Origin of the sequence: Sphingomonas sp. SORGH_AS_0950, assembly GCF_030818415.1 — a bacterium.
In the GTDB taxonomy this organism is placed as follows: Bacteria; Pseudomonadota; Alphaproteobacteria; order Sphingomonadales; family Sphingomonadaceae; genus Sphingomonas.
In genome coordinates this window covers 3,749,330-3,774,584 of sequence record NZ_JAUTAE010000001.1, presented here as the reverse complement: position 1 = coordinate 3,774,584, position 25,255 = coordinate 3,749,330, and the positions used below count along the sequence as shown (strand labels likewise).

General features: G+C 68.2%; 29 protein-coding genes, 2 tRNA genes and 1 pseudogene. 7 read left to right on the top strand and 25 right to left on the bottom strand.

Translation table 11 applies throughout. The annotated features are described in order from the left end of the window. Positions 1 to 116 precede the first annotated feature (116 nt). Entirely contained in the window at positions 117 to 1,025 is a 909-nt protein-coding gene (locus QE385_RS17220; protein ID WP_307103931.1) for a neutral zinc metallopeptidase, read from the top strand. Between the two features lie 49 nt (positions 1,026 to 1,074). On the opposite strand, the gene QE385_RS17215 is transcribed toward QE385_RS17220, so the two are convergent. Both QE385_RS17215 and QE385_RS17210 read right to left on the bottom strand, forming a co-directional pair. Continuing rightward, positions 1,075 to 2,091: an NADP-dependent oxidoreductase gene (locus QE385_RS17215; RefSeq protein WP_373424694.1), complete on the bottom strand. Its 1,017-nt coding sequence runs from the start codon at positions 2,089 to 2,091 to the stop codon at positions 1,075 to 1,077. A gap of 69 nt (positions 2,092 to 2,160) precedes the next feature. After that, a complete protein-coding gene (locus tag QE385_RS17210; RefSeq protein ID WP_307103929.1) occupies positions 2,161 to 3,477 on the bottom strand; it encodes a DUF2171 domain-containing protein in 1,317 nt (438 codons plus the stop codon). A 247-nt stretch (positions 3,478 to 3,724) separates the two neighbouring features. Here QE385_RS17210 and QE385_RS17205 point away from each other — a divergent pair. From QE385_RS17205 to QE385_RS17195, 3 genes are all read left to right on the top strand, one after another. Continuing rightward, positions 3,725 to 3,800, top strand: a tRNA-Ala gene (locus QE385_RS17205). A gap of 97 nt (positions 3,801 to 3,897) precedes the next feature. After that, a complete protein-coding gene (locus QE385_RS17200) occupies positions 3,898 to 4,680 on the top strand; it encodes an NUDIX hydrolase (protein ID WP_307103927.1) in 783 nt (260 codons plus the stop codon). Next, positions 4,680 to 5,411 (top strand): extensin family protein, encoded by a 732-nt coding sequence (locus tag QE385_RS17195; RefSeq protein WP_307103925.1) that lies wholly within the window; start codon positions 4,680 to 4,682, stop codon positions 5,409 to 5,411. The genes QE385_RS17200 and QE385_RS17195 overlap by 1 nt, the downstream gene beginning before the upstream one ends. A gap of 34 nt (positions 5,412 to 5,445) precedes the next feature. Here the strand turns inward: QE385_RS17195 and QE385_RS17190 are convergent, their stop codons facing one another. The 4 genes and pseudogenes from QE385_RS17190 to QE385_RS17175 form a co-directional block, all read right to left on the bottom strand. Beyond that, positions 5,446 to 6,003, bottom strand: coding sequence for a hypothetical protein (locus QE385_RS17190; protein WP_307103923.1), 558 nt, complete (start codon positions 6,001 to 6,003; stop codon positions 5,446 to 5,448). A 296-nt stretch (positions 6,004 to 6,299) separates the two neighbouring features. Beyond that, positions 6,300 to 6,575: a hypothetical protein gene (locus QE385_RS17185; RefSeq protein ID WP_307103921.1), complete on the bottom strand. Its 276-nt coding sequence runs from the start codon at positions 6,573 to 6,575 to the stop codon at positions 6,300 to 6,302. Positions 6,576 to 6,638: 63 nt separating this feature from the next. Beyond that, a complete protein-coding gene (locus QE385_RS17180) occupies positions 6,639 to 7,418 on the bottom strand; it encodes a transglutaminase family protein (RefSeq protein ID WP_307103919.1) in 780 nt (259 codons plus the stop codon). Positions 7,419 to 7,492: 74 nt separating this feature from the next. After that, positions 7,493 to 8,240 (bottom strand): annotated as a pseudogene (locus QE385_RS17175) (Bax inhibitor-1/YccA family protein). Positions 8,241 to 8,362: 122 nt separating this feature from the next. Here QE385_RS17175 and thpR point away from each other — a divergent pair. From thpR to QE385_RS17160, 3 genes are read left to right on the top strand one after another with little or no spacing between them, the layout of a single operon-like run. Continuing rightward, on the top strand, positions 8,363 to 8,914 hold the full coding sequence (gene thpR, locus QE385_RS17170) for an RNA 2',3'-cyclic phosphodiesterase (RefSeq protein WP_307103918.1): 552 nt from the start codon (positions 8,363 to 8,365) through the stop codon (positions 8,912 to 8,914). Positions 8,915 to 8,961: 47 nt separating this feature from the next. Further along, positions 8,962 to 9,498: a superoxide dismutase family protein gene (locus QE385_RS17165; RefSeq protein WP_307103917.1), complete on the top strand. Its 537-nt coding sequence runs from the start codon at positions 8,962 to 8,964 to the stop codon at positions 9,496 to 9,498. 10 nt (positions 9,499 to 9,508) lie between these two features. Beyond that, positions 9,509 to 10,171, top strand: coding sequence for an HAD-IA family hydrolase (locus QE385_RS17160; protein ID WP_307103914.1), 663 nt, complete (start codon positions 9,509 to 9,511; stop codon positions 10,169 to 10,171). 209 nt (positions 10,172 to 10,380) lie between these two features. On the opposite strand, the gene QE385_RS17155 is transcribed toward QE385_RS17160, so the two are convergent. The 19 genes from QE385_RS17155 to gspF all read right to left on the bottom strand — a co-directional run bounded on the left by QE385_RS17155 (position 10,381) and on the right by gspF (position 24,851). Beyond that, positions 10,381 to 10,734, bottom strand: coding sequence for an iron-sulfur cluster assembly accessory protein (locus tag QE385_RS17155; protein ID WP_007404566.1), 354 nt, complete (start codon positions 10,732 to 10,734; stop codon positions 10,381 to 10,383). Between the two features lie 2 nt (positions 10,735 to 10,736). Further along, a complete protein-coding gene (locus QE385_RS17150; RefSeq protein WP_307103911.1) occupies positions 10,737 to 11,195 on the bottom strand; it encodes an SUF system Fe-S cluster assembly protein in 459 nt (152 codons plus the stop codon). Then, positions 11,192 to 12,397 carry an aminotransferase class V-fold PLP-dependent enzyme gene (locus tag QE385_RS17145; RefSeq protein ID WP_307103908.1) on the bottom strand — a complete coding sequence of 402 codons (1,206 nt, stop codon included), beginning with the start codon at positions 12,395 to 12,397 and terminating at the stop codon, positions 11,192 to 11,194. The genes QE385_RS17150 and QE385_RS17145 overlap by 4 nt, the downstream gene beginning before the upstream one ends. A 139-nt stretch (positions 12,398 to 12,536) precedes the next feature. Then, entirely contained in the window at positions 12,537 to 13,616 is a 1,080-nt protein-coding gene (locus tag QE385_RS17140) for a SufD family Fe-S cluster assembly protein (RefSeq protein ID WP_307103906.1), read from the bottom strand. After that, entirely contained in the window at positions 13,613 to 14,365 is a 753-nt protein-coding gene (sufC, locus tag QE385_RS17135) for a Fe-S cluster assembly ATPase SufC (protein ID WP_007404520.1), read from the bottom strand. Before sufC ends, QE385_RS17140 begins: the two co-directional genes overlap by 4 nt. Then, positions 14,352 to 14,603 carry a hypothetical protein gene (locus QE385_RS17130; protein WP_307103904.1) on the bottom strand — a complete coding sequence of 84 codons (252 nt, stop codon included), beginning with the start codon at positions 14,601 to 14,603 and terminating at the stop codon, positions 14,352 to 14,354. The genes sufC and QE385_RS17130 overlap by 14 nt, the downstream gene beginning before the upstream one ends. Further along, positions 14,596 to 16,059: a Fe-S cluster assembly protein SufB gene (gene sufB, locus QE385_RS17125; protein WP_307103902.1), complete on the bottom strand. Its 1,464-nt coding sequence runs from the start codon at positions 16,057 to 16,059 to the stop codon at positions 14,596 to 14,598. The genes QE385_RS17130 and sufB overlap by 8 nt, the downstream gene beginning before the upstream one ends. Next, entirely contained in the window at positions 16,059 to 16,514 is a 456-nt protein-coding gene (locus tag QE385_RS17120; RefSeq protein WP_307103900.1) for an SUF system Fe-S cluster assembly regulator, read from the bottom strand. The genes sufB and QE385_RS17120 overlap by 1 nt, the downstream gene beginning before the upstream one ends. 227 nt (positions 16,515 to 16,741) lie before the next feature. Continuing rightward, positions 16,742 to 17,788: a Glu/Leu/Phe/Val dehydrogenase dimerization domain-containing protein gene (locus tag QE385_RS17115; RefSeq protein WP_307103897.1), complete on the bottom strand. Its 1,047-nt coding sequence runs from the start codon at positions 17,786 to 17,788 to the stop codon at positions 16,742 to 16,744. Between the two features lie 132 nt (positions 17,789 to 17,920). Next, positions 17,921 to 17,997, bottom strand: a tRNA-His gene (locus QE385_RS17110). Between the two features lie 81 nt (positions 17,998 to 18,078). Next, positions 18,079 to 18,801 carry a type II secretion system protein N gene (locus QE385_RS17105; RefSeq protein WP_307103894.1) on the bottom strand — a complete coding sequence of 241 codons (723 nt, stop codon included), beginning with the start codon at positions 18,799 to 18,801 and terminating at the stop codon, positions 18,079 to 18,081. Further along, positions 18,801 to 19,271, bottom strand: a complete 471-nt coding sequence (gspM, locus tag QE385_RS17100) for a type II secretion system protein GspM (protein WP_307103892.1) — start codon at positions 19,269 to 19,271, stop codon at positions 18,801 to 18,803. Before gspM ends, QE385_RS17105 begins: the two co-directional genes overlap by 1 nt. Further along, complete coding sequence (gene gspL / locus QE385_RS17095; RefSeq protein ID WP_307103891.1) at positions 19,268 to 20,356, bottom strand: type II secretion system protein GspL; 1,089 nt, start codon at positions 20,354 to 20,356, stop codon at positions 19,268 to 19,270. The genes gspM and gspL overlap by 4 nt, the downstream gene beginning before the upstream one ends. Next, complete coding sequence (gspK, locus tag QE385_RS17090; RefSeq protein ID WP_307103889.1) at positions 20,356 to 21,345, bottom strand: type II secretion system minor pseudopilin GspK; 990 nt, start codon at positions 21,343 to 21,345, stop codon at positions 20,356 to 20,358. Before gspK ends, gspL begins: the two co-directional genes overlap by 1 nt. Continuing rightward, entirely contained in the window at positions 21,338 to 22,051 is a 714-nt protein-coding gene (gene gspJ, locus QE385_RS17085; RefSeq protein ID WP_307103887.1) for a type II secretion system minor pseudopilin GspJ, read from the bottom strand. The genes gspK and gspJ overlap by 8 nt, the downstream gene beginning before the upstream one ends. After that, positions 22,015 to 22,464 carry a type II secretion system minor pseudopilin GspI gene (gene gspI / locus QE385_RS17080; RefSeq protein WP_373424730.1) on the bottom strand — a complete coding sequence of 150 codons (450 nt, stop codon included), beginning with the start codon at positions 22,462 to 22,464 and terminating at the stop codon, positions 22,015 to 22,017. The genes gspJ and gspI overlap by 37 nt, the downstream gene beginning before the upstream one ends. Positions 22,465 to 22,537: 73 nt before the next feature. After that, complete coding sequence (locus tag QE385_RS17075; RefSeq protein ID WP_307103883.1) at positions 22,538 to 23,041, bottom strand: GspH/FimT family pseudopilin; 504 nt, start codon at positions 23,039 to 23,041, stop codon at positions 22,538 to 22,540. Between the two features lie 113 nt (positions 23,042 to 23,154). Beyond that, positions 23,155 to 23,610, bottom strand: a complete 456-nt coding sequence (gene gspG, locus QE385_RS17070) for a type II secretion system major pseudopilin GspG (RefSeq protein ID WP_307103881.1) — start codon at positions 23,608 to 23,610, stop codon at positions 23,155 to 23,157. Positions 23,611 to 23,627: 17 nt separating this feature from the next. Next, the gene (gene gspF, locus QE385_RS17065; protein WP_307103879.1) at positions 23,628 to 24,851 is read right to left on the bottom strand and encodes a type II secretion system inner membrane protein GspF; all 1,224 of its coding nucleotides are present in this window, start codon (positions 24,849 to 24,851) and stop codon (positions 23,628 to 23,630) included. Between the last annotated feature and the right edge of the window lie 404 nt (positions 24,852 to 25,255).

The following is a 25,255-nucleotide window of genomic DNA, read 5'->3' as shown; positions in this document are numbered from 1 at the left end:
CCTTGGTCCGCCCATACCATGCTGGCAGACGCCCCCCGGTGCAACCGCCGGAAGGCTTTGCGGGTTCAACGCATGACAGACCCGTTATAGGGGCAGGAACGAAGGGGAATGACGCCATGCGGCTCGACGATTACGACAACGACATCAATGTCGGCGAGGCGCAATCCAGCGGGGGCTTCGGCGGCGGGGGCGGTGGCGGCCTGCTATTCGGCCTATTGCCGCTGATCGGCAGTCGATTCGGCTGCGGCGGGATCGTCGTCGTCCTCATCATCCTGGCGGTCGTCGGCCTGAACCCGCTGAGCCTGCTCACCGGCGGCGGTGGCGGCGGCAATGCGCCCGTCACGCGCTCCGCCGGTTCGTCGGGGGAACAGAGCGTCCGACAGGTGTGCGAGGCCTCGCCCGAGCGCCGCGAAACCTGCCGCGCGTTCAGCAATGCCGACAACACCTGGGAAAAGATCTTCGCCCAGGCCGGTCAGCGCTTCGAGGCACCGGGCCTGCGCTTTTTCAGCGGATCGGGTCGCTCGGGCTGCGGCGCGGCGCAGTCGGCGATGGGGCCCTTTTATTGCCCGACCGACAGCGGCATCTATCTCGACACCAGCTTCTTCAACGAGTTGGAAACGCGTTTCGGCGCGAAGGGCGATTTCGCACGCTATTATGTCGTGGCGCACGAGTTCGGCCATCACATCCAGAATTTGCTCGGCACCTCGACCAAGGTGCGGCAGGCGCAGCAGGCGGCGGGCGAGGCGGAGGGCAACGCCCTGTCGGTCCGGCTGGAATTGCAGGCGGATTGCTATGCGGGCGTCTGGGCCGCGAAGAACCGCGATCGGCTGGAACCCGGCGATGTCGAGGAAGGCATGACCGCCGCCCGTGCGATCGGCGACGACACGCTCCAGCGCGAGGCGACCGGCCGGGTCGTGCCCGACAGCTTCACCCATGGCACCTCGGAACAGCGGATGCGCTGGCTGCGGCGCGGGATCGAGACGGGCGATCCGGCCCAGTGCGACACCTTCTCAGGCGCGATCTGACGCCCGGCTCGCCGCCCCGGCGCATGGCCGGGGCGGCGGCGTTCCGGGCTTATAGCTTGACGAGCATCTTGCCCTTGTTGCCGCCGGAGAACAGCGCCAGAAAAGCCTCCGGCGTGCGGTCGAGACCGTCGAACACCGTCTCCTCGCGCTGCAGCTTCCCCTCGCCCAGCATCGCCGCCATGTCGCGGTAAAAGCCCTGCTGGTCCTTGAAGTCGCTGACGATGAAGCCCTGAATCCGCACCCGGTTGCCGATCAGACGCGCCAGATATTTCAGGCTGGTCGGCTTGGCGTCGTTATAGACGTCGATCATGCCGCAGATCGCAAAGCGCGCGCCCGGCCTGGCATGGGCCAGCGCCGCGTCGAGATGATCGCCGCCGACATTGTCGAAATAGACGTCGATCCCGTCCGGCGCGGCCTTGCCCAGCGCCTCGACCACGGGCACATCGCCCTTATAGTCGATGACCGCATCGGCGCCGAGCGAACGGACCCAGTCGGTCTTGTCCCGGCCGCCTGCCGAGCCGATCACCGTCATGCCCTTGGCCTTGGCGATCTGGACCACGGTCGACCCGACCGCCCCCGCCGCCGCCGAGACGAAGACGGTGTCGCCGGGCTTGGCCTCGGCCACCTGGAGCAGGCCGTAATAGGCGGTCATGCCCGGCATACCGAACTGCCCCAGAAACGCCTGCGGATCGACGCCCAGATCGGGGAGCGGCTGGACATGCTGCGCCGGGATCACCGCCTCGTCGCGCCAGCCCGCCATATGGCTGACCAGTGTGCCGACCTGGATGGTTTCCGCGCGGCTCTCGACCACCTCGCCGATCGCCCCGCCCTGCATCGGCTCGCCCAGCTGGAAGGGCGGGACATAGCTTTTCCCGTCATTCATCCGGCCGCGCATATAGGGATCGACCGACAGCCAGCGGTTCACCACGCGCACCTGCCCGTCGGCCAGTTCGGGAAGCGGCTGTTCGACCAGCGCGAAATCCTCGTCGCGCGGCATCCCCTTGGGACGCGCCGCCAGAGTCCAGGCCTTCATCATCTTGTCCTTTTCGTCATGGGTTGCGGACATGGGAAAGGGCCCGGATGTTGTCCACCCGAGCCCCCGAGAAAAAGTCACTGATGCGTGACGATTTCGGCCTTAATAGCTCCGACTGCCGTCCTGGCCCGTGGTCGAGCCGGTCGTGGCACCCGTCGTCGTCGTGCTGCCGGTGCCGGTGCCGGTGCCGGTGGTCGTGCCGGTCGCCGTGCTGCCCGCCGAGTTGCCGGTCGCGGCGGTCTGGCCGGTCGCGGACGTCTGGCCATAGCCGCTCGACTGACCATAGGACGAACTCTGGCCGTAACGGTTCGCGCCCTGGTCACTGGTGCGGTCACCGAACATCGCGCGGGCATTCTCCTCCTCACGCCACTGGGCCTTGGCTTCCTCGGCGGTCTTGGTCAGCGTGACCTTGTCCTCGACCGACTTCAGCCAGCGCGACGGGATCGAATGATGCTGGCCGCCCGCATCCTTGTCGTTCTTGGTCAGCAGGATGCGGTCGCCGCGCACCTTGTCCACCGTGCCGACATGGCTGCCGTCCGAACCGACGACCTCCTGATGCTCGGTCACCTTGCCCAGCAGGCCGCGCTGGCCCTCGCGCTCGGTGCGCCAGCTGTTGAATTCATTGTGGAATTTGGTGCGATTCTCGCTGCGATATTCGTCATAATCGCGGTCGAGCGCGGCGATCTGGCCCGAGCGCCAGCTGTCATAGTCGCGGTCCTGCGCCGCGTAGTAGCGCTCGTCATACTGCGCATCCGCTTCGCGACGACGCTCGGCCTCCTCGTCGCCGAACCACGAGCGGACCTCGTCCCCGGCGCGGGCGAAGAAGCCGCGATCCTCATAGTCATAGCCCTGGGGCTGGCGACCATAATCGCCACCCGATTGCGGACGACGGTCCTGGCCCCGCCCTTGCTCGTAACGACCCTGCTCGTAACGACCCTGCTCGTAACGGCCCTGCTCATAGCGACCCTGGCGGTCGTCGCGTCCATAACGGTCGCCGGTATAGCCATAGCCACGCGACGAATCGCCATAGCTCGCCGTCCGATAACCCTGATCGCGGTCGCCCGAGCGATAGGAGTCGCGGCCCTGGTCGCGATCGTTGCGATAGCCATAATCGCCCGAGCGGCCTTCGCCGTAGCGCCCTTCGTTATAACGGCCGCCGAAATCCTGACGCGAACCGCCGCGATACTCGCCGCGCTGGTCGTAACCCTGGCGGCCATAGCCCTGATGCCCATAGTCGCGCGCGCCATAACCGCGACGGCTGTCGTTACGGTCGTTGCCGCGATCGTCGTCGAACGCACCGGCGGCTTCGTAATCGCGTGCGCTGGAATAGGTGTAATCCCGCCCCGAGCCGTAGTCCCGGCCATAGTCGAAGTCGCGGTTTCCGCCATTGGCGCCGCGGGAATAGCGATCGTAAGCCATTCAAACCCTCCTGAAATTCGGTCCTGCGGGGGCCGACGCCACTCGATCGGCGGGTCGTGCCTTCCGGGTGTTTCAATGAGGCAGATCAAGACATGGTTCCGTTGCCGCCATGCCACGCGCGACGGGATGCCCGAGGCGAAGGACCGGAGGCGCGCGAATTTTTTTGCCCGTATCGCGCAAAGCGGTGTTGCGTCGCCCCCGATGACCGGCTAATGGCGTCGCTCCCGACGATAGTCGGGCACGGGGCGGGGCTGTAGCTCAGATGGGAGAGCGCTGCAATCGCACTGCAGAGGTCAGGGGTTCGATTCCCCTCAGCTCCACCACCCCGCCTTTTATTCCCACATCGCAACAGCATGGCGGTCCGCCCGGACTTTCTTCGCATCGCCTTGCCGTTCGCCGTCGTGACGCGTTGATCGGGCGATGACCCCAGACGCGATCCCCCCTGCCCCTTCCGACGCCATCCCCGCCGCCACGCTGATCCTGATGCGCGAGGGCGCGGAGGCGGGCGACCCGCCCGAAATCCTGATGATCGAGCGCGGGGCGGCGCTGGCCTTTCTGGGTGGCGCCATGGTGTTTCCCGGTGGGCGGGTCGATCCGGGCGACCGGGCAATGATCGACGCCGCCGATGCCGATCCGGAGGGCAGTGCCGCGCGGATCGCCGCCATTCGCGAGACGATCGAGGAGGTCGGGCTGGTGGTCGGCATCGCCCCGACGCCTGACGACGCCCGACAGGAAAGGCTGCGCGACGGGGTGCGACGGGGCGAAAGCCTCGCCACGCTATTGACCGAAACCGGATCGACGCTGGTGCCCGAGGCGCTGACGCCATTTGCCCGCTGGTGCCCCGAGCATGTCCCGGTCCGGCGGTTCGATGCGCGCTTCTATCTCGCCGCGATCGACCGGAGCCGGTCCACGCCCCGGATCGACGGCAGCGAGACCGTCCGCGCCGAATGGCTGCCGGCCGCCGAGGCGCTGGCCCGCGCCGATCGGGACGAGATACGGATCATCTATCCGACCCGCCGGACGCTGGAACGATTGGCGCTCTATCGGGATTTCCCCTCTGCAGTCGCCGATGCCCGTGCATGGCCGGTCCGGCGGATCATCCCCTTCCTGGCGGAGCGTGACGGCGTGCCCAGCATCTGCATTCCCGACGATCTGGGCTTTCCGATCACCGCCGAGCCGGCGGCCCAGGCCCGACGCGGCTGATGCGCGCGCTCCGCCGCTGGACGACCCTGGTGGTCGCGCTGGCGGGAGCGGCGATGCTGGGCCTGTTGCTCTGGAGCATGGCGCGGCGCCATCCTCAGGACATGCCCTGGGCGCCGCTCGACCTGGGGCAGCCGGTCGGGCTGTTCACCGGGCGCAAGCTGACGGCGCTCACCCAGGATCACGCGCAATGCCTCGCACTGCTGGAGCGGGCGGGGATTCGGCATAATCGTCTTCCCGACCGCCGCGACGGGCCGCAATGCGGCTATGACGATGTCGTGCGTTTCACTGGCGGCGGCGCGCGGACGATCGGCTATCGCCCCGCCTCGCTGGGCCTATCCTGCCCGGTGGCGGCGTCGCTCGCGCTATGGGAATGGGACAGCGTCCAGCCCGCCGCGCGCGACCTTTTGGGCGCACAGGTCGTCGCGATCGATCATCTGGGCAGCTATAATTGCCGCCGGATCAGCGGCCGTTCGTCCAGCGACTGGAGCGAGCATGCCAGCGCCAATGCGATCGACGTGGCGGGCTTTCGCCTGAGCGACGGGCGGCGGATCAGCGTCGCGCGCGACTGGAAGGACGACGGCCCGGCCGGGCGGTTCCTGCACCGCGTGCGCGACGATGCCTGTCGGCTGTTCGCCACGACCCTGTCACCCGATTACAATGCCGCCCATGCTGACCATTTCCATCTGGACCAGGCCTATCGCGGCCCGATGGGCTGGCGCGCCTGTCGATAGGGTGACGGAGCCCTCGCTCCGCCACCGCCATGGTTCAGTTGGCCAGCGACGTGCCGTTGGTGTCGACCTTCTCCACCCAATGCGGGAAGAAGGCGGGCTGGCGACTGGACCAGCCCGAAGCGGTCGCCGCCGCCTCGCTGATCGACTGGAGCAGTTGCCGCCGCAGTTCGGGATGAAGATGCGGCAGCGCCGCCGCCGAGCAGAAGACCGCGGGCAGCCAGGGCCGGACCTCGGCCCCGACCAGCCGCTCGTACAGGAAGCGGAAAGCCGAGAAGCTGGTCAGCCGCCCCTGCCCCAGATCGAAGGCGGCGATCGTCACGAACGGCGCCATGAAGGGTTCGAGCGACTCCAGTCCGCTGTCGACGGGGATATGGTGCCGGATCTCGGGGAGATTGCGATACAGCCGCGCCTGCGCCCGGATGCTCGCCGCCTCAACCACGTCGCGCGACCAGCGCGCCATCGCATCCTCGCGGTCCAGCCCGATGTCGAGCGAGCGGCGGATATAACGCTGGGTCGCCGCCGCGAAACCTGCAAATTCCTTCATCTCGGCCAATGTCATCGCGCCTTCGGCCGGTCTGTTCTTCGATCCCATGTGCTCACCCCGCCCATCGAAACTAACCCGATCATCATGCGCGCATTAGGTTAACGCAACGCTGAACGACCGGGCACAGAGCATCACGAAATTCGCCGCGCCGCAACATTGATTGCGACGAAGTGCAGGATGACGTTCGGAATTTTTCCGAATAGGCATGTCGGGGATGTTTTAGGCCCGTCGCGGCGGATATGCGTTTCGCACGCGGCCATAGGGTCGGCGGGCTTCTTACCCGACCAACGGGCGCGATGCCGGGGACGCGGTTGCCCCCGACATGGCTTTACTGCAGAACCGCCTCAGCGATCCTCTTCGGTGTAGCCCGACGACTCCGCCGGGCCGTCACGGCCGGGCTGGGTGTTGGAGGGCGGATCGCTGGCATCCATCGATTCGTCGAGGCTCTCGTCAAGCTGGGCGTCGACATCCTCGGGGTTCTTGGCCAGATTCCCGGTGATGTCGGGGTCCTGTCCCGCATCCTGCTCGGGCGGGCGCGGACGGTTGCCCTGCTCGGCCTTGTCGCCGCCCGGCGCGACGGAAACGCTGTCGAGCGCGCGATCGTCGATGCTGTCGTTCATGGCAATTCCCCATCTGATTGGACAGGATCAACGAGCCATGACGCACAGCGTTCCTGCCCGCGCTCAGTCCAGACGGCGCACCTTAACCTGTTGATCGCAAAGCCAGGCTTCGCCGAACACGGTCATGAAGGCGATATCGGTCGCGTCGCGCCCCACACAGACTCGGACGATCTCATCCGCGTGCGCCATGCCGGTCGCATCGACCAGATGCCACGCATCGCCCAGCCACAATTCGGCGACCGCATGGAAATCGGGCGGATCGACGCCCGGCGCATAGGCCGAGACGCAGCGCGCCGGGATCTCCGCCGCACGGGCCAGCGCGACCAGCAGATGGGCATAGTCGCGACATACGCCGGTCCGCGACGCAAAGGTGTCGAGCGCGGTCGTCACCCCCTGCGAACTGCCCGAGCGATAGGTCATCCGCGTCGCCACCCATTCGGCCAGCGCCGCCGCCATCGCACCGCCCGACAGCCCGGCGAAGCGTTGCCGCACGAACCCCTCCAGCTTGTCGGATTCGCAATAACGGCTGGGCAGCAGATAGGGGATCAGAGGACCGCCCAGCGCCCGCGCGGGCGTCGCGGGCAGGGCATTGAGCGGCACCACCGGCCGCTCGACCGCCACCACCGCTTCATAGCGCGCACGCAGCGCATGATCGACCCGGACCCAGCAACGCTGGCCGATCCCGTCATCGCCGGGCACCGCCGTCATGCCATGGTCGGACCAGATGGTCAGCGCCTGATGCTCCAGCCGCTGGTCGGGCATCGCCGCCGCCTCGACCTGCAACAGGATGTCGGCGGGGTCGGTCACGGTATAGTCGAGCGACACTTCGATCGACAGGCGCATGCCGTCATCCTTTCACGAAAAAGGCCCGGCGGACGATCCGCCGGGCCCCATGGGACTTGCCCTGTTTCCAGGCGTCAGTCGCGGCTCGAACCGGTCAGACGCAGGATGAACATGAACATGTTGATGAAGTCGAGATAGAGGCTCAGCGCCGACATGATGACCACGCGGTCCTGCATCGACGTGCCGCGCACCTCATAATAGAGCGACTTGGTGCGCTGCGTGTCATAGGCGGTCAGGCCCGCGAACAGCAGGACGCCGACGAAGCTGATGACCAGGCCCATCGTGCCCGACTGCAGGAAGATGTTGATCACGCTCGCGACGATCAGGCCGACCAGACCGATGATCAGGAAGGTGCCGAACGCCGACAGGTCGCGCTTCGTGGTGTAGCCATAGAGGCTGAGCGCCGCGAAACCCGCCGCGGTGGCGAAGAACGCGCCCGCGATCGACGAACCGCTATAGACCAGGAAGATGGTCGACAGCGACAGGCCCATGACGACCGCGAACGCCCAGAAGAGCAGCTGCATCGTCGAGGTCTTCATCCGCGTCTGGCCCATGCTCAGCGCGAAGACGAAGCCCAGCGGCGCGAACATGATGACGTAGCGCAGCGCGCCGCCATTGAGGAAGACCTGCGCGGCCATGCTGTCACGCCCCGCCCCATGCGAAGAGCAGCGCGACGATACCCGTCAGCAGCACGCCCGACGACATGTAGTTGTAAACGGACAGCATGTACGAACGCAGACCCGCGTCATAGGCGGTCGAGCCCGTGGTGGCGGTGGTTCCGAACGGCGCGGCGCTCGGCCGTGGATCAGACCAGTTTGCCATGGTGAACTATTGCTCCTTTGACCGGCCATATGCCGGTTGATGGAAATATCGCTCTCTCGGGGACGCTTTTCAAGCCAAAGCGGTTCCCGTTTCATGCGTGCGTACGATAGAAACATTTTGTCATGCTCCGCCTGTTCGTCGCCCTTCGCCCGCCCCGCGCCATTCGCGACCTGCTGACCGACGCCATGGACGGCGTGCCCCATGCCCGGTGGCAGGACGACGACCAGCTCCACCTGACTTTGCGCTTCATCGGCGAGGTCGATCGCCCGGTGGCCGAGGATGTCGCGGCGATGCTGGCCCAGGTCCATGCGCCCGCGCCTGTCGTCAGGATCGCGGGCGTCGGCGCCTTCGAGAAGCGCGAGCGCACCGACACGCTCTGGGCCGATGTGACGCCGCACGACGCGCTGGCGCATCTGCACCGCAAGGTGGACCAGGCCTGTGTCCGCGCCGGACTGCCGCCCGAGCACCGCGCCTATCGCCCGCACATCACGCTGGCCCGGATGCCGCGCAGCGCCGGGGCCACGCCCGAGGTCGGCGCCTGGCGCGCCGCGCATGCCGGGCTTGCCAGCGCGCCCTTCATGATGGAGCATCTGGTCCTGTATCAAAGCGAGCTGGGGCATGGCGGCGCATCCTATGAACCCGTGATGCGTTGGCGGCTCGACATCGACCGGTAAGGACCGGCGCGCACATCCGTTTTTCGTTCGATCAGGGAGCCTCCGACATGAAATATCTCGCGCTGACGACCGCCGCCCTGCTGGGCCTTGGCCTGGCCGGTTGCGACCAGGCCAAGGTGGAAACCGGTGCCCCGACGCCCGGCGGTGCCAGCGCGACCGCCTCGCTCCAGACCGGGGCCGGTGTGGCGGCGGGCCGCGCGACCGCGACCGAGGTGGCGGGGGGTCTGCGGATCACGCTCGATGCCGAGAACGTCCCAGCCGGGATGCACGGGGTCCATATCCATACCGTGGGCCGCTGCGACGCGCCCGACTTCACCAGCGCGGGTGGCCACTGGAACCCCACCCAGCGCCAGCATGGCAGCCTGAACCCGCAGGGCCCGCATGAGGGCGACATGCCCAACATGACGGTCGGCAATGACGGACGCGGCACGCTGGGCATCGTGTTGCCGGGCGCGACCATGGCCGGGCTGCTCGACGCGGACGGCTCAGCGATCGTCATCCATGCCGCCGCCGACGATCTGAAGACCGACCCCAGCGGCAATAGCGGCGGGCGCATCGCCTGCGGCGTGTTCCAGGCGAATTGATCCGCCGACCATGACCACACCCCTGCCGACCCGCGCCTTTGGCGGCTTCCTGTTCGACATGGACGGGACGATCCTGAGTTCGATCGCCTCGGCCGAACGCGCCTGGAGCGCCTGGGCGACGCGGCAGGGGCTGGACGTCGCGGCGTTCCTGCCGACCATCCACGGCGTCCAGTCGGTCGAGACGATCCGGCGGCTCAACCTGCCCGGCGTCGATCCGGTGGCGGAGGCGCATGCGCTGACCGAGGCGGAGATGCTCGACCTGGATGACATCGTACCGATCGCAGGCGCGGCGGCCTTTCTGGCGGTGCTGCCGCCGGATCGCTGGGCGATCGTGACCTCGGCACCCAAAAGGCTGGCCGAGGTGCGGCTGAAGGCGGCGGGGCTGCCGCTACCGGGCGTGTTCGTGACGGCGGAGGATGCCGAGCGGAGCAAGCCCGCGCCCGACGGCTTCCTGCTGGGCGCGAAGAAGCTGGGGATCGCGCCGCAGGACTGTCTGGCGTTCGAGGATGCTCCGGCCGGGATCGCAGCGGCCGAGGCGGCGGGGATGACGGTGGTGGTGATTACCGAGACGCATCGCGGGGCGATGGATACGCCCCATGCGACGGTGGCGGATTATCGCGACCTGGCGGTGGAATGGGACGGGGCGAGTTTGAAGCTGGAGCACCGGGTCTGATCCCACCTGTTCCCCGGCGAAGGCCGGGGTCCAGTTTCTATCCGGCCGAGATGGCGGGATATCGCCGCGTGGGAGGCAGATGCCCCCTGCCATTGAAAAGCCATCGCAACTGGGCCCCGGCCTTCGCCGGGGAACGGGTTAGAGAACGGTCACCCTGCCTAACCCCCGTTCAGCGTGAGCGCAGTCGAAGGTAAAGGGAAACCCTCACCTCAAACCGTAAAGCTCTCCCCGCACCCGCATGCGCCCTTGGCGTTCGGGTTCTGGAACACGAACCCGGCGGTGAAATCATCCTCGACCCAGTCCATGGTCGATCCGATCAGATACAGGATCGATCCGCCATCGACGAACAGCGTGCCGCCGGGCGTATCGATCTTCTCGTCGAACGCCTTGGCCTCGGTGACGTAATCCACCGAATAGGCCAGGCCCGAGCATCCCCGGCGCGGCGTCGACAGCTTGACCCCGATCGCCCCCTCCGGCGCACGCGCCATCAGGTCGGCGATCCGCGCCTCGGCCGAGGGCGTCAGGTTCAGCGCGGCGGGCCGCGGGCGGAGTGTGGTCGCCATGGTCAGAGCATCCCCAGTTCGAGCTTGGCGTCGTCCGACATCTTCTGCGGGTCCCAGGGCGGGTCCCAGATCAGGTTGACGTCGGCAGTCGCGATCCCCGGCACCGCCGAGACGCGCAGTTCGACCTCGCCCGGCATCGACTCCGCGACCGGGCAATGCGGGGTGGTCAGCGTCATGGTGACGACCGCATGGCCGCCCTCGGTCACCTCGACGCCGTAGATCAGCCCCAGGTCATAGATATTGACCGGGATTTCGGGGTCGTAGATTTCCTTCAGCGCGTCGATGATCCCGTCATACAGCGCGCCGCCCGGCTGGGTCGGATCGTCGGCGGTCGGCTTTTGCGAGAGGAAGCCCGACAGATAGTCGCGTTGCCGCTCGGCCGGTGCCTCGACCACGTCCTGCACGCGCGCCTTGGGCGGCTGCTCGACGCTTTCGACCTCTTCGATCTTGAAACTGCTCATCCGAAAATCCTCGTGACCCGCCGGACGCCATCCACCAGCGCCGCGACGTCATCGGGTCCGTTATACACGCCGAAACTCGCCCGCGCGGTGGCGGGCAGGCCGAGCGCCTCCATCAAGGGCTGGGCGCAGTGATGGCCCGCCCGGATCGCCACCCGGCTCTCGTCCAATATGGTGCCGATGTCGTGGGGATGAACCCCCTCGACCGCGAAACTGACGATTCCGGCGGAGTCTTCCGGACCCAGCAGCCGCACCGAGTTGATCGCCGACAGCCCCGCGCGCGCCTGCGCGACCAGGGCGGCCTCATGCGCATGGATCGCATCCAGCCCGATGGCCGACACATAGTCGATCGCGGCATGAAGCCCGAGCGTCCCGACGATATGCGGCGTCCCCGCCTCGAACCGGCCGGGCGGCGGGGCATAGGTCGTCTTCTCGAAGCTGACCCGATCGATCATCGACCCGCCACCCTGATAGGGCGGCATCGCGTCGAGCAGTTCGGGCCGCGCCCACAGCACGCCGATCCCGGTGGGGCCATAGAGCTTGTGGCCGGAGAAGACATAGAAGTCGCAGTCGAGCGCCCCCACGTCGACCGCGATGCGCGGCACCGCCTGGCACCCGTCGAGCAGGATCTTCGCACCCACGCCATGCGCCAGATCGGCCGCACGGCGCCCATCGAGCACCGAGCCCAGCACGTTCGACACATGGCCCAGCGCCACCAGCTTATGCGCCGGGGTCAGCATCTGCTCCATCGCGTCCAGGTCGATGCGGTGATCCGCCGTCAGCGGCAACACGTCGATCGCGACACCCAGCCGCTCGGCGACCATCTGCCACGGCACGATATTGGAGTGATGCTCCAGCATCGACAGCAGGATGCGGTCGCCCGCCTTCAACTGGGTCGCGGCCCAGCATTGCGCGACGAGGTTGATCCCCTCGGTCGCGCCGCGCGTGAAGACGATCTCGTTCGGCGACCCCGCACCGATGAACCGCGCGGTCGCTTCGCGGGCGGCTTCATAGGCGAGCGTCATGTCGGCCGAACGCTGATAGACGCCGCGATGCACCGTGGCATAGCTGGTGTCATAGGCCCGCGTGATGGCGTCGATCACCACTTGCGGCTTCTGCGCGGTCGCAGCGGTGTCGAGATAAGCCCAGCCGTCCGGGATCGCCGGAAAATCCGCCAGCCGGTCCAGAGGAGATGCCGTCGCCATCACCCGATCCTCCCCAAGCTATGCTTGGGGAGGGGGACCATGCGCAGCATGGTGGAGGGGCTTGCCCCTCGCCCCTCCACCACCGCTTCGCGGCGGTCCCCCTCCCCATCGAAGATGGGGAGGATTTGGGTGGTCGGCATCAAAGCGCGGCCTCCAGCCAGGCGTCCGCGTCCGCCGCAAAGGCCTCGCGCACCACCTCGTTGCCGATCCGGTCGATCGCATCCGCCACGAAGGCGCGGGTCAGCAGCGCCTGCGCGCGGGGCTTGGGGATGCCGCGGCTCTGCATGTAGAACAGCGCCTTGGCATCCAGCTCGCCCACGGTCGCGCCGTGCGCGCACTTTACGTCGTCGGCGAAGATTTCCAGCTCGGGCTTCAGGTTCACCGTCGCGGTCCGCTGGAGCAGCAGGCCGCGAAGCGACTGTTCGCCATCGGTCTTCTGCGCATGGCGCGCCACTTCGACCCGCGCGGCCAGGCTCGCCTGGCTGCGATCGGCGGCGACCGCGCGCCACAGCTGGTGGCTCTGGCCGTTCAGCGCGGCATGGCGCAGCGACACCGCGCACTCCTGCTTCAACTCGCCCCGGGTCAGCAGCGCGCCCCCGAACTCGGCATAGGCCCCGTCGCCGGTCTGGGTGATCCCGCCATCGATGCGCGCGCCCATATTGCCCGCCGCCAGGAAGGTCGCGGTCAGGCTCGCGCCCTCACCCAGCTCGGCTTCCTCGCGCAGCGACACGAAGCCGTCATCCTGCAACAGACGCACCGCGCGCATCAGCCGCGCCGATGCGGCGAGCTTCAGCCGCGTCAGCCGGTTGGTCCAGCCGCGCCCGACATAGGTCTCATAGACCTGCGCCGCCGCATCCTCGGCCAGCACGATCTCGGCGGGCAGATGATTGGCCGCGCCGCTGGCGACATGGACGATCTGCACGGGCTCCGCGACCGCGTCACGCTCCAGCCGCAGCGACCAGCCGCGCCCGAGCGCCTGCCGCCCCAGCGGATGGTCGCTGGCGTCGATCTGGGTCAGCTGAACCGGGCCGAGGCTGCTGACGCTTTCATCCAGCACGCCGTCGACGAACAGCAACCGCGCGCCCGGCAGATCGAGAAAACGATCAGCCCCCGTGACCGGCACCGCCCGCTCGCTCTCCGCCGCGCGGCGAAGCGCGTCGATATCGGCCCAGCGCCAGGCCTCCTCACGCGTCGAAGGGAGTTCCAGCGTGGTGGTCACGCCGCCGCTCCCTCGACGCCCGCATAGCCCTCACGCTCCAGCTCGAGCGCGAGTTCGGGGCCGCCCGAACGTACGATGCGGCCATCGGCCAGCACATGGACCCGGTCGGGCTGCACATAGTCGAGCAGCCGCTGATAATGGGTGATCAGCAGCACTGCCTTGTCGGGCGCGCGCATGATGCGGTTGATGCCGTCGCCGACGATACGCAGCGCGTCGATGTCGAGGCCGGAGTCCGTCTCGTCCAGGATCGCGAACTTGGGGTTCAGGATGCCCATCTGGACCATCTCGTTGCGCTTCTTCTCGCCGCCCGAGAAGCCGACATTGACCGGACGCTTGAGCATGTCCTGGTTCAGCCCCAGTCCATCGGCCTGCGCGCGGGCGAGCTTCAGGAACTCACCACCCGACAGCGGCTTTTCGTCGCGCTGTCCGCGCTGCGCGTTCAGGCTCTCGCGCAGGAACTGGACGTTGGACACGCCGGGGATCTCGACCGGATACTGGAAGCCCAGGAACAGGCCCGCAGCCGCGCGCTCGTTCGGCTCCAGCTCGAGCAGGTCAACGCCGTCGAACGTCACCGAACCCTCGGTCACTTCGTATCCCGGACGGCCGCCCAGCACATAGCCCAGCGTCGACTTGCCCGCGCCGTTGGGGCCCATGATCGCATGGACTTCGCCCGCATTCACCTCGAGCGTCAGGCCCTTGAGGATCGGCTTGCCGTCAATCTCGGCGTGGAGGTTTTCAATCTTGAGCATGACCGCCCTCTGAAAGCGCTGTAAGTTGGGTAAGATCGCCGCCGTAGCGGTGATAAATGGCATTTAATTCTTCAAGAGCGGTCGCCGTGACGTTGGATCGGTCAATGTCCATAAAGACACGGCGCCCGATACCTTTCACACGGCGTATGCAGGCAATTCGTTCCATCCAATGGAAATGAGATGCCTCATCGCCCCGCGACCGATATTTGGTTCCTTCAAAGAAGAATGGGCTATCCAACCGACCCCTCCAGCGAAATCCCCAGCAGCTTCTGCGCTTCGACCGCAAACTCCATCGGTAGTTGTTGCAGCACCTCGCGAGCAAAGCCGTTGACGATCAGCGCGACCGCCGCCTCCTGATCCAACCCACGGCTCATCGCGTAGAAGAGCTGATCCTCGCTGATCTTGCTGGTCGTCGCCTCATGCTCGATCTGCGCGCTGGGGTTCTTCACCTCGATGTACGGCACGGTGTGCGCACCGCACTGGTCCCCCAGCAGCAGGCTGTCGCACTGGGTGAAGTTGCGGACATTCTCGGCGGTCGCCGCCACGCGGACGAGCCCGCGATAGGTGTTGTCCGAGCGCCCGGCCGAAATCCCCTTCGACACGATGGTCGAGCGCGTGTTCTTGCCCAGATGGATCATCTTGGTGCCGGTATCGGCCTGCTGGCGATTGTTCGTCACCGCGACCGAGTAGAACTCGCCCACCGAACCGTCGCCCGCCAGCACGCAGGACGGATATTTCCACGTCACCGCCGAGCCGGTTTCGACCTGAGTCCACGACACCTTGCTGTTCTTGCCCTGGCACAGCGCGCGCTTGGTGACGAAGTTATAGATGCCGCCGACGCCATTCTCGTCGCCCGGATACCAGTTCTGGACGGTCGAATATTTGATCTCGGCATCGTCCAGCGCAACCAGCTCGACCACCGCCGCGTGAAGCTGGTTCTCGTCGCGCATCGGCGCGGTGCAACCTTCGAGATAGGAGACGTACGCCCCCTTGTCCGCGACGATCAGCGTGCGTTCGAACTGGCCGGTATTCTCCGCGTTGATGCGGAAATAGGTCGACAGCTCCATCGGGCAGCGAACGCCCTCGGGGATGTAGACGAAAGTGCCGTCGGAGAAGACCGCCGAGTTGAGCGTGGCGAAGTAGTTATCGCGCTGCGGCACGACCTTGCCCAGCCATTTGCGGACGAGATCGGGATATTCCTTGATCGCCTCGGAGATCGAGCGGAAAATCACACCCGCCGCTTCCAGCTCCTTGCGGAAGGTGGTCGCGACCGAGACGCTGTCGAACACCGCGTCGACCGCGACCTTGCGCGCGCCCTCGACGCCCGCCAGCACTTCCTGCTCGGCGATCGGGATGCCCAGCTTCTCGTAGGTCCGGCGGATTTCGGGATCGAGCTCGTCCAGCGACGCGATCGTCTTCTTCTGCTTGGGCTCCGCGTAGTAATACGCGTCCTGATAGTCGATCGGCGAAATGTTCAGCTTGGCCCAGTCGGGTGTCTCCAGCGTCTGCCACAACCGGAACGCCTTCAGCCGCCAGTCGAGCATCCATTTGGGTTCGTTCTTCTTAGCCGAGATATAGCGGACCGTATCCTCGCTCAGCCCCTTGGGCGCGAAGTCCTGCTCGATCTCGGTGGCGAAGCCCCACTCGTACTTCTTGTTGGCGGCGGCGAGCGCCTCTGCATTCTTCGTGGCCATCAGGCGAATACCCCCGGACGCAGCTCCGCGCCCATCACTTGCGATTCAACAGGATCGGCGGCGAGCGTCGCGAGCGTCACCCCGGAAAAGGCGGCGCGTACCGCCTGATTGACGACATGCCAATGCGGCCGGACGCGACATTGCATCTCCAGGCCGCATTCATGCGCAGCCCCCTCGACACAGGCGGTCAGCGCGATGGGGCCGTCCACCGCCTCGACGATATCGGCCAGGCTGATCGCATCCGCGTCGCGCGCCAGACGGATGCCGCCGCCGGTGCCGCGCGTGCTCTCGATCAGCCCGGCGGTGGCCAGACGACTGACCAGCTTCTGCGCGGTGGGCAGCGGCACGCCCGTCTGCCCGGCCAGCAGGGTCGCATTGCTCCGCCCGCCGGCACCCTCGCGCGCGGCGGCGGTCATCATCACGACCGCATAATCGGCTAGGCTGGAAAGGCGCATGATCTCCAATCGGATGGATTTGGTCCGATTGGCAAATGGGCGCGAGGCGACGGTTCGTCAACCGGGTTTCGCGTGCGGGAATTTCGATCGGTGTGATCAACTCTTCCTCCCCTGCAAGGGGAGGGGGACCGCCGCGAAGCGGTGGTGGAGGGGTATCACCGCCATTGGGGACACCCCTCCGTCAGTCCTTCGGACTGCCACCTCCCCTTACAGGGGAGGAATTAAAGTCAGCGGCCGATCAGGCCCTGCGCGATCTCGTCCGCGACGTCCGAGGCGGGATGGCCGGTCTCGGCCGAGCGCTGCCACACCTGTTCCAGACGCTCGGGGATCTTGGCGATGCGCGCCATGACCTCGGCTTCGTCGCCCTGGCCCAGATATTCCAGACCGACATTGATGATGCCGCCCGCGTTGATGACGTAATCGGGGGCATAGAGGATGCCCGCTTCCGCCACGCGCGCGCCGTCTTCACGGGTCGCCAGCTGGTTGTTGGCGCCGCCCGCGACGACCTTGGCCTTCAGCCGCTGGATCGAATCGGCGGTGAGCACCGCGCCCAGCGCATTGGGGCTGACCAGATCGACATCGGCGAACAGGATTTCGTCGGCCGGGGCGAAGCTGGCGCCTAGTTCCGCTGCCATCGCCTCGGCACGGGCCTGGTTGACGTCGGCGATGGTGAGCACTGCGCCGTCCTTGGCCAGCAGCTTGGCCAGACCGCCGCCGACCGAGCCGACGCCCTGGATCGCGACGCGCACGCCCTTCATGTCGGTCGCGCCCAGCCCGCGCTTGGCGGCCGCCTTGACGCCCAGATAGACGCCATGCGCGGTATAGGGGCCGGGATCGCCGCCCGCCGCGCCGCTCGCCACCGGCAGGCCGGAGACATAGCGGGTCTGGGTCGCGATGACCTTCATCCGCTCTTCCGACATGCCGACATCCTCGGCAGTCACATAACGGCCGCCCAGCGATTCGACCGCGCGACCGAAGGCTTCCAGCTGCGCGGTGGTGATGACGTCGCCTGGCTTGGCCGCCAGGACCACGCCCTTGCCGCCGCCCAGCGCCAGGCCCGCCATCGCATTCTTGTAGCTCATGCCGCGCGACAGGCGCAGCGCGTCGGTGATGGCGAGCGCGGGCGTGGCATAATGCCAGAAGCGCGCACCGCCCGCCGCCGGGCCCAGATGGGTGGAATGCACCGCGATGACCGCCTGCAACCCCGATGCGGGATCGGTGAACAGATGCACGCCTTCATGCGCGTCGAAATCGGGAAAGCCCCAGTTCGTCATGCTCGTCCTTCGGTCCGACTAAAGCGGTACCGGACCGAGGCTTCTGACCCGGCCACCCAGATCGGCGAGGATATTGGGGGGACACGGGCCTGAAAGGGGCCGGTGCCGTGGCCAGCGAGTGGCCGGAAAGAATGGGGCGACCGACGGGACTTGAACCCGCAACTTCCGGCATCACAAGCCGGCGCTCTAACCAATTGAACTACGGTCGCCGCGAAGGCTTGCGCCCCTAAACGGGATCACCCGGTCTCGTCAAGCGCCCAAAACCGTCCCCGTCAAAAATTCCCCCTCCCTCAAAAACGCCCCTGCGCGGAAAGCCGGTATCCGCCGCCCGATCCGGCGACGAAGCCCAGCTGCTCCAGCCGCGCCGCCGCTGCCGGGTCGCCCGGCGTCAGGACCAGGTCGGCGGTATAGCGGCCATCGGGACGGATACGCAGGTTCACCGCCTCGCTTCCCCCCTGCCCCGTCATCGGCAGCAGCAGCGCCCCCGCCTCGCACCGGGCATTGCCCGTCATCACCGGCGGCAGCGGCAGGCCGCCCGCCTCGCCCGCGACGGTCGCCCGCACGCGCCCGCCCGCTTCCTCGCACACCCCGTCGCGGAACCGCACCGTCACATCCTCCAGCGCGAGCGTCGTGACGGGCAGCGGCGCGAACAGCGTGGCGGCGGGCAGGCTGGCGGTCACACCGTCAATCCCCATGGCATGGCGGCTGATCGTCGCGGCGCCCAGGATCGGACGCCCATCGGCCCCCGCCCCCTCGAACGCCAGCTTCGCCCGCCCGACCAGCAGCGCCAGCGGCGACAGCGACACGCGCAGGTCGCCCAGCGCCACGTCGCCGAACCGCGCCTCCAGCATGCTGCCGCCCCAGATCGTCCCGCCGACCCGCCGCGCGCTCAACCCCTGATCGGCCAGCCCCGTAGCCCCCAGCGCCAGCCGCATCGGCAGGAAGACGATCAGCGCCACGACCAGCATCGCGGCGAACAGCACCGGCGGACGGGTGGCGAGCCGCAACCGCATCACGACACCCGCGCCCGCAGGACGAGCGCCACGCCCAGCGTCCGGTCGCCATTGTCGGTCAGCGTCGCCTGCTCGACCAGCACCCCGCCGCGCTCCAGCCGCGCCAGCCAGGGGGTCAGCGCGGCGCCGCGTGCCGAGGCGATCTGCGCGCGCACCCGGCCGGGGCCGTCCTCGGTCAGGCCGGACAGGGTGAAGCCCGCCTGCTCGGCCGACAGGCGGATGGTGTCGGCCAGCGTCCCCGACAAGGCGGGGCGCCGGCGGCGCTGGCGCAGTTCGTCGGCGATGGCCTGCGCCTCGCCCAGCCGGATCACCGCATCGGCATGGCGCTCGCGCGCGCCCGACAGGCCGTCGCCCAGCGGACGCAGGATGCCGCCCCAGAGGAGCGTGACGACCATCAGCGCGGCCATGACCAGCAACAACCGCTTCTCGCGGGTCGAACGGCCGTCGAACCAGAGCTTGAGCGAGGTCATCGTCCGCGCACCGTGAATTCTCCCGTGATCCGCCCGCCCGCCGCGACGAAGGTGCTCGCCTGGACGGTGAAGCCCTGCGCCTCGATCGCGCGCTTCAGGTCGGTGGCCAGCGCCTCACGGTCCACCGCCACGCCCAGCCTTATGTCGCCGCTCGGCTGGAAATCCATCGCGGTCAGCTCGGAGCCGGGCACGCTGCGCACCGCCGAGAAGACCGCCGCCGCCGTCCGGCTGAACCCCTGGCCCGGCCCGCGCACCGCCGACAGCCGCTCGGCCAACTGGCGATCGGCATCGACCAGCGTTTCCCCGCGCGGCAATGCGGTGCGCGCGACCTGCTCGATCCTGGCCTCGGTCGCGTCGGCGGCGAAGCTGTATTTGGTCCAGCGCACCAGATCGATCGCCAGCGTAACCGCGACGATCGCCAGCCCCAGCCGGCCGAGCCGCCGCACCAGCCGCCAGTCGATCGCGAAGGACCGCCGCCGCGCGAACGGCCCCTGCCGCAGGTCGAGCGCGGGCGCCGCCGCCGCCGCCGCCGCGCCCAGCATGTCCGCCAGCGCATCGGCATCCAGATCGGCCAGCGGATCGTCGCCGGTCACGATCTCGGTAAAGCCGGGCTCGTCGGCAAAGCCCGAGGCGCGTCCGCGCACCACCCCCTGCCCGGCAAGGCTGCCCCGCACATAGCCCTGGTCGGGGCGCGGCAGCAGGAGCGGCGCGGGCACCACCGCCACCGGATCGACACCCATCCCCGCCAGCCGATTGAGCCAGCCCGCCATCGCGCCGCGATTGACGATGCCGATGGCCCGGCTGCCCGCGTCATCCTCGCCCACCGCGACATGCAGCTCGTCCATCGGCGCGGCGCTGACCTCCGCGGCCAGCAGCCGTGCGGCGGCGGCGGCCTGCGCGGTCGAGCGGGCGGGGATCTCGGCCCAGTGGAGCGACACCGCATCGGCGGGCGCGACCGCGATCACCTCGCCATCGCCTTGCGGCAGGCCCTCGCCCGCCGCCGCGACGCGCGCATCCTCGATCCGCATCCAGCGATAGTCGCCGCCCTCGCCCGGCGGCAGGAACAGGAGGTTGGTCGCACTCATCACTCTTCCCCCCATATCCGCGCCACCAGCTGCGGCGGCACCCGCCTGGCATCGACCAGCGCGCGCTCCTGCAACGTCACGCCGCCCAGCGTCACGTCGATGCGCAGGGCGAACCAGCGGGTCGTCACCGCCACGCCCCCCGCGCCCGTCGCCCCCGGCACCTGCGCCCAAAAGGCGCTCGCGTCCGCATAGCCTTGCGGCGGGCGGCGCAAAAGGGCCTGGGCGATGGCACCGGGCGAAATCGTATCGACCTGCGCCATCGCCACCAGCGGCGCCTGTTCGGGAGCGAGCGTGTTGATGTTGACCATGGTCGGGCTGGCATCGGGCAGCGTGCACAGCCAGGGGCGCAGCCGGGCATAGAGTTCGGGCGTGACGCCGTTGACCATCCGCATCTCGCTGACATCGGCCATCAGCGTGCCGCCGGTCCGGTAAGGCGGATCGCGGCCCAGATAGAGCGCATCCTCCGCCCCGCCGCCTTGCGGGTTCTGGTCGCTGTCGATCCAGTCGGCGGTGGCGGCCGCGACCTGTTCGGCCACCTGCCCCGGCACGCCGATCAGCCGCATCAGCTTGGCGAAATGCGCCGTCTCGACGGCATTGCCGATCAGCACGCCGGGCTGGCCGGACGCCCGCTGTGCCAGGCCGTTGAGGTTGAAGCAGTTCCCGCCATCGGTGACGCGCGCGGTTGCGATCGCCCCGCCCGCGACATCGCCCAGCGGCAGCGCGAAGGGCCGGTCGCTCCATCCGCCGAGCAGCGACACCCGCCCCTGCGACCGCTGGAGCAGATCGCCGATGCGGATGATCGCCAGCGCCTCGGCCGCATAGGCAAAGCCGCGCGCCTGCTCGATCGCGACCGAATTGCCGCCCAGCCGGGTCGACAGACGCAGCTTTTCCAGCGCGGTCGCGGCCATCACCGCGATCACCGCGACCAGGATCAGCACGGTGAGCAACGCCGCGCCGCGCTCGCCGGAGGGGGGCGGCCGCCTAGCCATTGGGCGTCGGTGCAGGCGTCGGTGTGGGGGTAGGCGCCGGAGCCGCCGCAGCGTCGCCGATATAGCCGGTGCCGACCAGGAACAGCTGGCGAAAGATCAGGCCGTCGTCGCGGACGATCGTCACCTCGGCCGCCTGTGGCAGGGCGATGCCGGGCTGCCCCTGCCACTGGTCGAGCCATGCGCCGTTGAAGCGATAGCGCAGGTGCAGTTCGCGGACATGGTCCATCAGCGCGGCGGGCTCCATCGGCGCGGCCCCGTCGAGCAGCGGCCACGCCACCCGCTCCAGCACATCGCCGTTCAGGCGGTAAGCGACCTTTTGCAAGGACGGGCGCTGCGCACCGTCCAGGTTGCTCCACCCGGCGCGGACCAGCCGCATCGCATCGGGCCCGGCGACCATCGCGGGGGTCAGCACCGCGCCCTCGTCGCGGGTCGGTCGGTCGACCGCCTGGGCCAGGTCGGCGGACAGGATCGCGGTCGTCCGGCTGACTGCCGCCATCGCGTCCAGCTTCTGCCCCGTGACCGCCTGGGTCCGCACACTCAACGACAGGATCGCCACGGCGGCGGCGGCCAGCATCGAGAAGACGAGCAGCGCCACCATGACCTCGACCAGGGTGAAGCCGTTGGCTTCCCCTCCATTCCGGCCTTCGACCGGGTCGGCCGAGACGACCATCACGACGTCACCACCCCGACCGGCGGCGTGGGCCATGGCGGACGGACCATCGTCATCCGTCCCACGACGCTTCCCGCGCCATTGGTCACCGCGACATCGATCCGCACCACGCGCACATCGCCCGTCCCGCTGACGATCCGCGTCCATTTCCAGCTGCGCCCGCCATTCACCTCCGCCCCCGACCTCCGGCCGAGCGCGGGTGCCTGGGGATCGGTGACGGCGGCAATCGCGATGTTGCGCGCGACCATCTGCGCGACCAGCGTCTCGTCGAGGATCGAGGCACCCCGGATCGTCGCACTCTCCAGCCGGACGATCGCCATCGCCGCCAGGCTGAACACCGCCAGCGCGACCATGATCTCGATCAGGGTAAAGCCACCTTCTCCCCTGCAAGGGGAGGTGGCAGGCCGGCGGCATGACGGAGGGGTGTAACCGCCAGCGAGGGAGTGAATCGCGAGCGGCGACACCCCTCCGTCACGGCTGCGCCGTGCCGCCTCCCCTTGCAGGGGAGGAATTGGGGCAACCTCACCCATCGACCCGTACCGTGCCGTCCGCGCCGATCCGTACGATGCTGCTGGCCCGGTCGCGGGTCAGGCGCAGTTCGACCGGACGGTCGGCCAGGCCCGTCACGTCGAAGGTGATCCGCACCCGCCCGCTACTGTCGGGGATCGCGGCCTGTGTCCCGTCCTCCCATTGCGCGACGCGCAGCGGCTTGGCGGTCATCGGGCTCCACGCGCCGTCCGCGCGCCGGTCGAAGCCATAGCCGCCGCGCGTGACCCAGATGCTGACCGGCGACGCCTCGACCACCGCCACGTCATGCGCGGCACGGACACGCGCGGCGAAGCGCAACGCCTCGTCGGTCAGGCGGCCGCGCCGATCGGGCAACGACCAGACCGCGATGGCGGAGGCCAAGCCGATGACGGTGATGACGATCATCAGTTCGACCAGGGTGAAGCCGTTCGGCCCTTGCGGCGATGTTTCGACATGGCCTTCGACTTCGCTCAGGCTGAACGGAGGCTTGGTCAGCACCGAGCCTGTCCCATCGTCCGTTCGCGCTGAGCGAAGTCGAAGCGCACGGGCCGAACGCCGCCCAGGCAGGCCCCACCCGCCGCCGTCCCCGGCATCCAGGCGGGGCCGCGTCATCACTTATCCCAGTTGCCGATATCCGCGTTGATCCCCTCGCCGCCTTCCTTGCCGTCGGCGCCGTACGTCCAGACATCCGCCTCGCCATGCTGGCCGGGCGCGGCATAGAGATAGGGGCGGCCCCAGGGATCGTCGGGCAGCTTCTTCAGATAGCCGCCCTTCTGATAGCGCGACGGATCGGCCAGACCGGCGGGCATCGACACCAGCGCCTGCAAGCCCTGCGCGGTCGTCGGGAAGGTCAGGTTCTGGAGCTTGTACATCTCCAGCCCGCCCTCGATCTGGGCGATGTCGGCCTTGGCCTTCTGCACCCGCGCGGTGTCGCCCGAGGGCAGCACGTTCAGCGCCACGATCGTCGCCAGCAGGCCGATGATGACGATGACGACCATCAGCTCGACAAGGGTGAAGCCGTCCTCGCGGCGCTTGCGGCGGGTCGGCCGTTGGGTGGGGTTACGCATCGACTTGTCCTCTCGACTCATTGTCCCGCCAGCGTGTTGAGCTGGAGGATCGGCAGCAGGATGGATAACACGATCGTCGCGACCACGCCGCCCATCACGACGATGATCGCGGGTTCGAGCAGCGAGAGCGCGGTGGCGGTGAAGCGGTCGAACTCGCGCTCCAGATAGTCGGCGGCGCGCTCCAGCATCTCGTCCAGCCGCCCCGCCGCCTCGCCGCTGGCGGCCAGATAGGTCAGCAGCGGCGGAAACACCCCCGCCCGCCGCATCGCCGCGGAGAGACTCCCGCCGCCCCGGATCGCATCGACGATCGCGTCGGAGGCGACCCGCAGCCGCCGGTTGTGGATCGTGCCCGCCGTCAGCGTCAGTCCTTCGAGCAGCGGCAGGCGGCTGGCGACCATCGTCCCCAATGTGCGCGCCATCCGCGCGGCGTGCAGGTCGCGCAGCAACCGGCCGAGCAGCGGCAGCCGGAGCAGCCAGCTGTCGAAGGACAGCCGGATCGACGGCACCTTCAACGCGCGCCAGAATGCGACGCCGCCCAGCACCGCGACGCCCGCCATCAGCCACCACCAGCCGACCAGCAGGTCCGACACGCCGATCACCATGCGGGTCAGGAAGGGCAGTTCCTGCCCGACCGTGTCGAACTGCTCGACCACCTGCGGCACGACGAACATCATCAGCGCGGTGACGACGCCCATCGCCACCACCGCCAGGATCGTCGGATAGGCGAGCGCGGTGATCAGCTTGCCCCGAATCTCCGCCTGCCGCTCCAAAAGGGCCGCGAGCCGCTCCAGGATCGTCGGCAAGGTGCCTGAACTCTCCCCCGCCGCGACCATCGCGCGGTAGAGCGGGGGGAAGCTCCGGGGCTCGCGCGCCATCGCATCGGCAAGACGGCGGCCTTCGGTCACGCCCTGATGCACCGTCGCGACGATGGCGCGCACCCGCTCCTGCTCGGTCTGGCGGGTGATGGTGCGCAAGGACTCCTCCAGCGGCGAGACGCGGTTGAGCGTGGCGAGCTGGCGGGTGAAGAGCGTCAGCTGCTTGACCGACATGCGCGCGCGCCCGAGCTTCAACCCGAACAGCGGGCGACGCTCGGCGGTGTCGCCGCTGCCCGGCTTGACCGAGACGACATAGAGCCGCTGCTTCTCCAGCGCGGCACGCGCGGCGTCGGCGGTCTCGGCAGGGATGAAACCGCGCTTCTCGGCGCCCTTGGTGTCGATGGCGACATAGTCGAACCCGGCCATGTCAGCGCCTTACCCCATGCACCACCCCGGCGAAGGCCGGGATCCAGTCGCGATGCCGGTGCAGACGCGGGGTTTCGGATGGAAATCCTATCTCACGCGGAGACGCGGAGACGCGGAGAGAAGATTGGTTCGCGCAGAGGCGCAGAGGACGCAAAGACAAATCGTGCGCGGAAGCGCACAGCTTTTTCAAGCAGCCAAAGCAGGAGGGCCGCTGGCGCGGCGGGGACGACATCTCTGCGTCCTCTGCGCCTCTGCGCGAACATACCTTTCTTCTTCGCGGCTTCGCGCCTTCGCGTGAACACAGCTTTCCTCTCCGCGCCTCCGCGTCTCCGCGTGAACGCGAATGCACAACGCACGGCAACTGGACTCCGGCCTTCGCCAGGGTGGGGCAAGCGCACATCCCC